The 9,318-nt window shown below is 55.3% G+C and carries 7 protein-coding genes; 5 read left to right on the top strand and 2 right to left on the bottom strand.

Annotated features, from left to right (window positions below; all coding sequences use genetic code 11):
* The 5 genes from ABX962_RS21215 to ABX962_RS21195 all read left to right on the top strand — a co-directional run.
* Positions 1-442 (top strand): PhoH family protein (locus tag ABX962_RS21215; protein ID WP_372722074.1); only part of this gene is annotated, 442 nt, incomplete at its 5' end.
* 86 nt (positions 443-528) lie between these two features.
* Entirely contained in the window at positions 529-2,904 is a 2,376-nt protein-coding gene (locus ABX962_RS21210) for an HD family phosphohydrolase (RefSeq protein ID WP_372722072.1), read from the top strand.
* Entirely contained in the window at positions 2,873-3,433 is a 561-nt protein-coding gene (ybeY, locus tag ABX962_RS21205) for an rRNA maturation RNase YbeY (RefSeq protein ID WP_372722071.1), read from the top strand. Before ABX962_RS21210 ends, ybeY begins: the two co-directional genes overlap by 32 nt.
* A complete protein-coding gene (locus ABX962_RS21200) occupies positions 3,430-4,719 on the top strand; it encodes a hemolysin family protein (RefSeq protein ID WP_372722069.1) in 1,290 nt (429 codons plus the stop codon). Before ybeY ends, ABX962_RS21200 begins: the two co-directional genes overlap by 4 nt.
* Before the next feature lie 224 nt (positions 4,720-4,943).
* Positions 4,944-6,260, top strand: coding sequence for a citrate synthase (locus ABX962_RS21195; RefSeq protein ID WP_372722067.1), 1,317 nt, complete (start codon positions 4,944-4,946; stop codon positions 6,258-6,260).
* Positions 6,261-6,408: 148 nt separating this feature from the next.
* Here ABX962_RS21195 and ABX962_RS21190 read toward each other — a convergent pair whose 3' ends face one another.
* Positions 6,409-8,124, bottom strand: a complete 1,716-nt coding sequence (locus ABX962_RS21190; RefSeq protein WP_372722065.1) for an FMN-binding protein — start codon at positions 8,122-8,124, stop codon at positions 6,409-6,411.
* A partial coding sequence (locus ABX962_RS21185) for an FAD-dependent oxidoreductase (protein ID WP_372722063.1) occupies positions 8,124-9,318 on the bottom strand: 1,195 nt, incomplete at its 5' end. The genes ABX962_RS21185 and ABX962_RS21190, both read right to left, overlap by 1 nt.

Here is a 9,318-nt window from a genome sequence, read left to right as displayed (position 1 = left end):
TGGTGAAATGATCGATTTCGATCAAGCTCGGACCTTGATGGAGCAAGACGTGATCGAGATTATTCCGCTCGCTTACATGCGTGGACGGACCCTCAACGATGCCTTTATCATATTGGACGAAGCACAAAACACGACCGTCGCCCAAATGAAGATGTTTCTCACGCGGATGGGCGAACGCAGCAAAATGGTGGTCAGTGGCGATATCTCGCAACAAGACTTGCCGCGTGGGATCACCAGCGGATTGCGTGATGCGATTCAACGTCTCAGCGACATCGAAGGCATTGGCATCGTGCGACTGCGTCGAAGCGATATCGTGCGTCACCGTTTGGTGCAAAAAATTGTGGAAGCTTATGACGATGACAAACATCATGAGAGCGAAAGTTTGCATGATGAATCCCATCACCCGCGTCATCCTAGCGAGGGCCCTAAGAACCGCGAGTAGTTCCGACGTGACGTGAAACCGATTCGTTCGGGCCACATACGTTCAGACAATCCCGCTTTAGAGAGTGGGGCTCTAGGTTTATTGTGATGAGTGGCACAAGCAAACAACGAACACGCCAAGAAAGGATCGATTCGCTTGGGATCCCCAAGCCTCGGTTGATCCAGTGGTGGCAGCGCAGCGACAAGGCCGACTTTTCGATCCGCGTCGGCATGGCGATCCTTGCTGCGGTATTGATGCTCGTGCTTTGCCATGCATGGCGACCTTCGTTCGCCTATCGCAAAAACGCGATCCCCGCGCGGGACATCATCACGCGGGTCACGTTCCAAGTCAAAGACGAACTGGAAACCGATGCGGTCCGTCGCCAGAAACGCCGCGAAGCCCCGGTGTTGTATCGAAATCGCACCAAACCGCTGGATCAATTGCGAGCGGTTCTGAAGGACCAATTGTTCTTGGCTCTGGGGGCACAGTCGTTTGACCAGATGAACGAAGACGAACGAAAAGCGTTCGCTCAGTTCTACGAAGGTGACGAAACCGCAGAACCCGGTGACACATCAGCGGAACGCTTCGCCACGTTGAAATCCGTCTTAGCCGATGACCCTGAATTGATCAAAGTCGATGCGGCCGTCGGCACGGCGATGGAGCCGATGTACAAACTGGGTCTGCTCAAAGCGATGCAGCACACGCCCGACCAGGGCAACCAGCGGATGATCATGGTCTATCCGGCCGGTCAACCCGACGAAGCGGTACCGGTCGAAGTCAGTCAGGTGCGAATTGCGCAGGCGAGCAGCAATCTGCAGTCGTTGTTGCAAGAATACTTTCGTCCCAGCTTCGGCAGCGAACGTGGCCAAGTGGTCGCGGGCATGATCAGCGATTGGATTGTCCAGCGGTTGCCGCAGTACGAGACCTTGCAATACGACGACGAGTTGAGCGAACGGGCACGATTGGATGCCGCTCAGAATGTCGAACCCGTCATGACCTCGTATTACTCCGGCGATTCGAAGTTAGCCGAAGCGGGTAAACCCCTCGGGCTGAAAGAACTAGCGCTGCTGCGAGTCGAGGGCAAAGAATTTGTCAGCCGCATGGGTTGGCGAGACAAAATAGCACGCTTCGCTGCTTTTTCCGGAATGATCGCTGCGTTGTATTTACTATGCGGCGCTTACATCTTTTTTGTCGAAGACCGCAGCCTGTTACAGGACCAAAAGAAATTAGCCAAATTATTGGCATTGATCGTGACCGCTGTCGCGCTCAGTTTTTATGCATCCCGCGACGAGTGGCGTAGCGAATTGATCCCGCTTGTGCTGGCGTCAATCATCGCCGCGGTGGTCTATGGACGCGAACTCGCACTGCTGTTGATGGCCGCCGCGTGCCTCAGCGTGACGTTATTCCTGAGTGCCGAGCTTTCTGAATTAGTCATGATGTTGGCAGCGTGCACAAGCTGTACGCTGCTGCTAGGACGCATTCGCAGCCGCACTCACTTGTTGTACGTCGGCACGATCTCGGCCGTCATCACCGCAGCCACCGTAATTGGCGTTGGCATTGTCACCTCGCAAACGTTGTCGGTGGTCGATGCGACTGGTGACATCGTAGGCGAAGTGGAATCGCTCTACCGCGGCCCACAATTTGACGTGGTCTTGTGGGGACTAGGTCGCGAAGCGATGTGGGCAGGATTCTGCATCGTGGTTTCCTCGGCTGCAATGACCGGACTCTTACCGCTAGTCGAAAAAGCGTTCCGAGTGCAGACGGACCTCAGTCTGTTGGAACTTGGCGATGCCAGCCATCCGCTGCTGCGTCGACTCGCTCAACGTGCGCCGGGGACATACAACCACAGCATCAATGTGGCTTCGATTGCCGAATCTGCTGCCGATGCGATTGGCGCCAACGGATTGCTGGTCCGCGTGGGCGCTTATTTCCATGACATCGGCAAGATGTTCAAACCTGAATACTTTATCGAGAACCAAAGCGCCGGAGTGAACCAACACGATTCACTGCAACCGGCAATGAGCACGTTGGTGATCATTGCGCATGTGAAAGACGGCGCGGATTTGGCGCGCAGCCATCATTTGCCCGAATCGATCATCGATTTCATCTTGCAGCATCACGGCACGACGCTGGTGGAGTATTTTTATCGCGAGGCGGCTCGTCGCAGCGAGGAAGATCCCAACGGGGAATCGGTCAGCGACAAAGATTTCCGCTATCCTGGACCGAAACCGCAAACGCTCGAAGCCGCGGTGATGATGTTGGCGGATACGGTCGAGAGTGCCAGCCGCACCCTGGTCGACCCGACTCCGTCGCGAATCCAAGGGCTTGTCGACGCTATTGCTCAAAAGAAAATGGCGGATGGCCAGTTCGATGAATGCGGATTGACGTTCCGCCAACTCGATCGCATCCGCACCAGTCTTGTCAAATCTTTAACCGCCATCTATCACGCACGTGTCAAATATCCTGGACAACAATCAGCCTAACGAGAGCGGCGACCAATCGGCCCCGAAACTCTCTATCGAAATCGTGACGGACGACCCGCTGCCTGAGCCCGCTTGGTACGACCGCATTCGTTCCGCCGTGACCCATGCTACCGCGTTCCGTGGTTATTCCTGCGGCGAGATCGGGGTCCGTGTGAGCAACGACGCCGAGATCCGCCAGATCAACGCACGGCATCTGGCCCACGACTATGAAACTGATGTCATCAGTTTCGCCTACACCGACGAACCGCCGAGGATCGAAGGGGAACTCGTCGTCAGCCTCGAAACCGCCCAACGCGTTGCCGAGCGTGTCGGTTGGTCTGTTGAGAATGAGTTGTTGCTGTATGTCGTCCACGGCACCTTGCACATCGCCGGCATGGACGACCTCGAAGACGATGTGCGGCAAGAAATGCGGGCTGCGGAATGCCAAGTGATGCAGTCGTTGGGGATTGAGGACATCATTCACTACGGTCCCGATCGTGTGGACGTGAACATCCAACCGAGCACCTTGCTACCGGAGACGCGGTCATGACCGATTCGGTAGCTTGGGGGTTACTCTCGGCTTTGGGCTTTGTGTTCAGCAGTATCGGGGGTCTTGGCGGCGAATTGCTGGACCGATTCGCCGGACGTCCTTTGGAAGCCTATTGCCGGTTGAATAAAAACCGCGAGCGTTTTGGTGCCGTCATCGATCATCAAGACGCAGCGATTCGTGGCAGCGAATACTTGCGGATGATCGGGACCGTGTTGTTCCTGATCTCAGGCACGACGGCGCTTTTTGTTGCCGAAGAGAATCCGATTGGCCGTGATCTGCTGATTTGGTTTTTCACCGCCGGTCTCTCGATCATGTTGGTGCACGCCTGGGTGCCGACGGCGGTAACACGCTTTGCCTCGACTCAAGTGCTGTATCACACATGGCCGTTTTGGCGATCGTTGTCGATTTTCATGCACCCCTTATCGGCGCCGGGAGAATTGGTCGAGGTGATCACTCGACGCTTGGCTGGAAAACACGAGCATGAGGACGAAGACGAAGAGCAACTCGAAGACGAAATCCGCACGATCGTCACCGCGGGCGAGCGGGAAGGCTACTTTGGGCCGGGCGTTCGTGAAATGATCCAAGGCGTCATGACGCTGCACGAAGACCCGGTCGGTCACATCATGACGCCGCGAAGCGATGTCGATGCGATCGAAGTTTCTTGGGAATGGGACCAAATCCTAAAGACGATCGTTGAAGCCGGCCGCACTCGCTTGCCCGTTTACAATGGCACGCTCGATAACGTGGTCGGGGTGTTGTACGTCAAAGATCTGCTGCCCTTTCTCGAAGCCCATCATCAACCCCAGGAACCGGTGTGCGAGATCATGCGACGGCCCTGGTTTGTCCCGGTCGATCGATCGGTCGAGTTTCTGCTGCGTGAATTTCTGCATAGCCGCAGCCACATGGCGATCGTGCTGGATGAATTTCAGCAAACTGCTGGAGTGGTCACGATCGAAGATGCGTTGGAAGAAATCGTGGGCGAGATTGTCGACGAGTCCGACGAAGACGAAGAGATCGGACTGCAAGTCATTGACGATGACACGGTCGAGGTGGATGGTCGCTTGATGATCGATGACCTGAACGAATTGCTCGGCTGGGATCTGCCGGAAAGCGACGACTACGAAACCGTCGCCGGCTTTGTCCTGTCGCACGTCGGATCGATTCCCGAGACCGGGACGCGGCTGACGCTGGGCGATTCAGAGATCGAAATACTAAAAGCGAGCAATCGCAAGATCGACTCGATGCGAATCCGGCGCCAAAACGTTACCGACCAAAAAGTGGGGTAGCAATTCCACTCATATTCAGTGGTAAGGGCGCCGGTGGTGACGTTTGGCAAGCGAATCACAGGCAAACTCGACTCGCGTGCAAATTTCATCGTCATCGTCCTGTATTTCGACGATTTCGAATGCCGATAGACACCGTTCCCGTGATTGTAGTTCGCTACTTACAGAGCTACACTATCCCGAGATCAAAACCATGCAATTAGCCCTCTCTCTACGCGGATTCGCAGATGAGCACCCCTCCCAAATTGGATACTAAAGAAGCCGGAGTCGCTAAGCTGTCGATCGAAGGCAGTGATATCGACTTCCCCGTCGTCGAAGGCTCCGAAGGGGAACGCGGAATCGACATCAGTCAGCTGCGAGCCAAAACCGGACTGATCACTCTGGACGACGGTTTCGTCAATACCGGCAGCACCAAGAGTGCAATTACGTTTCTTGACGGGGAAAAAGGAATTTTACGCTACCGCGGTTACCCGATCGAAGAACTCGCCAAACACTGCGACTTCGTCGAAACCGCGTTTTTGCTGATTTACGGTGAATTGCCCAACGCGTCTCAAGCCGAAATTTTTCGCGCCGGCATCCGCGACCATACCATGATCCACGAGGACATGCGGTCGTTCTACAATGGGTTCCCACGGGACGCCCACCCGATGGCGATCCTCAGCAGTGTGGTCGGAGCGCTTGCCACGTTCTACCAAGATTCGCTGAATCCGAATGATCCAAGCCAAGTCGAAATCTCGCTCTATAGACTGCTTGCCAAACTGCCGACGATTGCGGCTTACAGCTACAAGAAGTCGATGGGGCAACCGTTCATGTATCCGAACAATGACCTAAGTTATTGCGAAAACTTTTTGCACATGATGTTCGCGACGCCTGCCCGCGAATACATGGTCGATCCCGACTTTGCCGAAGCGCTAAACTTGTTGTTCATCGTCCACGCGGACCACGAACAAAACTGCAGTACATCGACCGTCCGCATGGTCGGCAGCAGCAATGCCAACCTGTTCGCTTCGATCTCAGCCGGGATCGGCGCGTTGTGGGGACCGCTGCACGGTGGAGCCAACGAAGCGTGTGTGAACATGCTCGAAACGATCGCCAAAGACGGCGGCAACGTGCAGAAATATGTCGATATGGCCAAAGACAAGGAAAACGGATTCCGTTTGATGGGATTCGGTCACCGCGTCTACAAGAACTTTGACCCACGGGCGAAAATCATCCGCGCCAGCTGCGACAAATTGCTCGCCAAGTTGCAATTGGATGACCCCTTGTTCGAGGTTGCACAAAAGTTGGAAGAAGTGGCGTTACAAGACGAGTACTTCATTGAACGAAAACTGTATCCCAACGTCGACTTCTACTCGGGTGTGATCTACCGCGCCTTGGGCATTCCGATCCAGATGTTCACGGTGCTGTTTGCGATTGGCCGATTGCCAGGCTGGATCGCCCACTGGGAAGAGATGCACAACAACCCATCGACCCGGATCAATCGTCCTCGCCAAATCTATACCGGTGCGACCGAACGCGCATTCGTGCCAATCGAGCAACGCTAGGCCCGTTTTACCGCCGATCAATCCGCAGCAACGAAAGCCGCGAAGACTATCGGCAGCGGTGGCTTCACCTCCCCAATAAGCTTTGCTTTTGGGGAATGGCCAGAACAAGCAGAGCAAGTTCTGAGTGGGGGACTCTTCTCGAATCACACTAATGGCTGGTGCTCAGCCAAATCGCTATCCCGAGATAGCCGACCGCGATCCAGTCGCGGATCGTCCAGCGGTCGCTACGTGCGTTGAATCGCAAATAGTCAAGCAATCTGCCGGTCGGACATCCAAATCGGCAATACGCCATCGGAACAAATAGCGAGGCGACGATTCCGACCACGAAGACCGCGATCGTGGCCCAGCCCGCGATGCGAAAAACGTAGGCGTCAAACGGCTCGATATCGACCAAGCTGAATGGCAACGCCGCCATCACCACCACCAGACACCACAACAACAGCAAACCAGGCAAAAGCATCAAGAGTTTGGAAACCGAATGTCCAAGTTTGACTTGATACCGGATCCGCCCTTTAATCAACTGCTGAACCGCACCATGCGGACACAGGTGCGAACAGTAGATATTTCGCTTGCTAAATAACGGACAGGCAAACGCCGCGATCACCAGCATCGCCAATCCCGGTGCCATTTGCAGCGGCACCCCATGCTTGGCCCATCCCGCTATCATCGCCTGCGACACCAAATTACCGGCAATCAAGCCAAGGTAAACGATCAACGTCAACTGGAACACGATCCGAACGCGTTTGTTGGCTCGCAGCGATGTCGACCCGATCACGATCGCGGCAATGATCACAATCATGGTGCCGATGTCGTGCACTGAAATCTGGAATCCCGATCGACGCTTTGGGCGAGACGCTTCGAGTTCTACTTTCTCGCGATGTTTTTTCGCGGCTTCGACCACTCCATCGGCCACCGCCATACTGGTCATCGTCGCCCCGGAAACCCCTTCGACTCGCATCTCATAAAGATCCGCCTCGGCGAGCTGTTGCAGTTTCATCGCATCAAACGTGGAACGAAAATACGAGTCCTCGCGAACGTAGCCCACGTAAGGCTCGTTATCGTACGATTTTCCAATCGCGATCCCGACCACCGCGCCGTCGCGGTCCAAACCAATCAACGTGTCCGTCGGGCCTTGATAGCCAACAACGTTGTCCGCCGCAGGGGAAGTGCGTAGGACTTGCCCGATCCGATCGCCGCCGGAATTGACCGACCAAACCGCCGCGTGCGCCGCATTGGGTTCAATAGAATCCGCATTGGGAAACAGCACTTTGACGTCATCGAGCGAAAGGGGCGTGGGAAAACGCAGCGAACCGACTTCGCCCCCCAAGCGGTGAATGATCGATTCTTGAATCGCCAAGCTAGTGAGTGTCGCGCCAGACACCGCATCGACGACACCGACGCGACCGATCTCGTCTCGCGATTTCCCATCGAGCGAGGACATGAACTGCTCGTTTCGCTCGACTTCTAACAAATGGTCTCGCGTGTCTTCGCTTGAGAGGATCGAGATTCCGACGACATGATCCAAATCATCGAATCCGATCAAAACATTTGTCGGTCCGGAAAAACCGATGATATGATCGCTTTCGGGAGAGGTCTGGACGACGTAACCGAGTGATTGGCCATCCGCGTCGCTGACCGCCATTCGCCCATCGTCACTTGCCACGCCCGCAAGCGACGCCGCAGCGGGGAATAACGATATTACCTGGTCGACCGACAGATCGGCGATCGCAGTAACGCGGGCCGAAGAGCTCGCGTATTGAAGGTGAATCAAACCAATGATCGAAACAAACACCGCCAAGCGTGCGAGATGCACAACAAGGCGGCGAACTTGAAATCGCTCTGCGTTGACGGGATCCAGCGTCATTACTTGGCAGGAACCACACGAATCGCATCCGCGTGAACATTGCCGCTACCGTCGGCCGAAAGCGTCACGGCACAATCTTCGCCACGCTTCAGCTCAAACGTGCCAAGCGAAATGAACAGGTTGTCGACCGGAGGTGCCGCTTTCATGTTCACCGTTTTGGTGACCATGTCATCGCCCGTTTTGATCTCCACCCGCACCTTATCGCTGCGGTTTTCATGCGACTGATAGGCAATCATGATCTGATGTTTGCCCTGGGCAGGCGCGGCAAATTCAAACCGAATCGATGCATCTTTGCCACTGCCATAGAGGTAGTGCGAGCCAACGAATTTTGGCAAACCCGCTCCCTCGGTCCAACCGCCTGTCTTTTTCGCCTTGGTATCATCGATCACCAAACCGCTGATTTTTGCGGGGTCGATACCATGCCCTGATGCCTTGCCGCTGGTTGGCAATCCGGTCGGTGGTGCCAATGGCAGCGCATCATCCGGCACCATGATCTCGGATTTAACGGTTTCGCGGCGTGCCTTGCCCGGCAATTTGAGCAGCTCGTCCATTTCCGACCAATACTTGCCATACACTTCACGCGGCGTACAGTCGTGACGAACACAGACGCTGGCCGCTTTGCCGACGACTTCGCCCATCATCCCGCACGTCCGCATCACGCGCACAGTCCCCAAGGCTTCGTGTGTCACACTGATGCAACGCCCCGCCATGAATAGGTTCGAGATATTTCGCGAATAGAAAGTTCGGTAGGGAACCGGATAACCGTAGTTGCGATCAATCCGTCGGTCATGAACCGCGACCGAGATAAACGGGTTATCGGGAAACTTTTTAGCGTACTGCTCTTTAGGATAGTGCAGGTCGATCGACCACGTGCTGGGGACACAACCGTCAGGATAGGCGACTTTGTTCACCACATCGTCTTGCGTTAACACAATGTCACCTAGCAAGCGACGCGATTCACGCGGACCGCCGATGTAGGCAACCCAGGTCAGGTAGGCGTTCTTGTGCTTGTCCGCACCGTCGCCGTTTTTCATCGCGTTAAACGCACCATAAACCGCTCGCAAATTCCAATCGCGGATTGCTTCGGCATGCTGGATCGGGTCCTTATCAAATCCACTTTCCCAGAACCATTGACCGTGGTGGTCACGTGGATAGGGGAAATCGTCCATGCTCAACTGCAGTGCCCATGGCGTT

Source organism: Novipirellula sp., from assembly GCF_041583735.1.
Taxonomy (GTDB): domain Bacteria; phylum Planctomycetota; class Planctomycetia; order Pirellulales; family Pirellulaceae; genus Novipirellula.
The sequence above is the reverse complement of the archived record's forward strand: the minus strand, read 5'-3'. Positions and strand labels throughout refer to the sequence as shown.

Coding starts and splice junctions, on each gene's coding strand:
- ABX962_RS21210 (WP_372722072.1), top strand. CDS start 529: ATGAGTGGCACAAGCAAACAACGAACACGCCAAGAAAGGATCGATTCG.
- ABX962_RS21190 (WP_372722065.1), bottom strand. CDS start 8,124: ATGACGCTGGATCCCGTCAACGCAGAGCGATTTCAAGTTCGCCGCCTT.
- ABX962_RS21200 (WP_372722069.1), top strand. CDS start 3,430: ATGACCGATTCGGTAGCTTGGGGGTTACTCTCGGCTTTGGGCTTTGTG.
- ABX962_RS21195 (WP_372722067.1), top strand. CDS start 4,944: ATGAGCACCCCTCCCAAATTGGATACTAAAGAAGCCGGAGTCGCTAAG.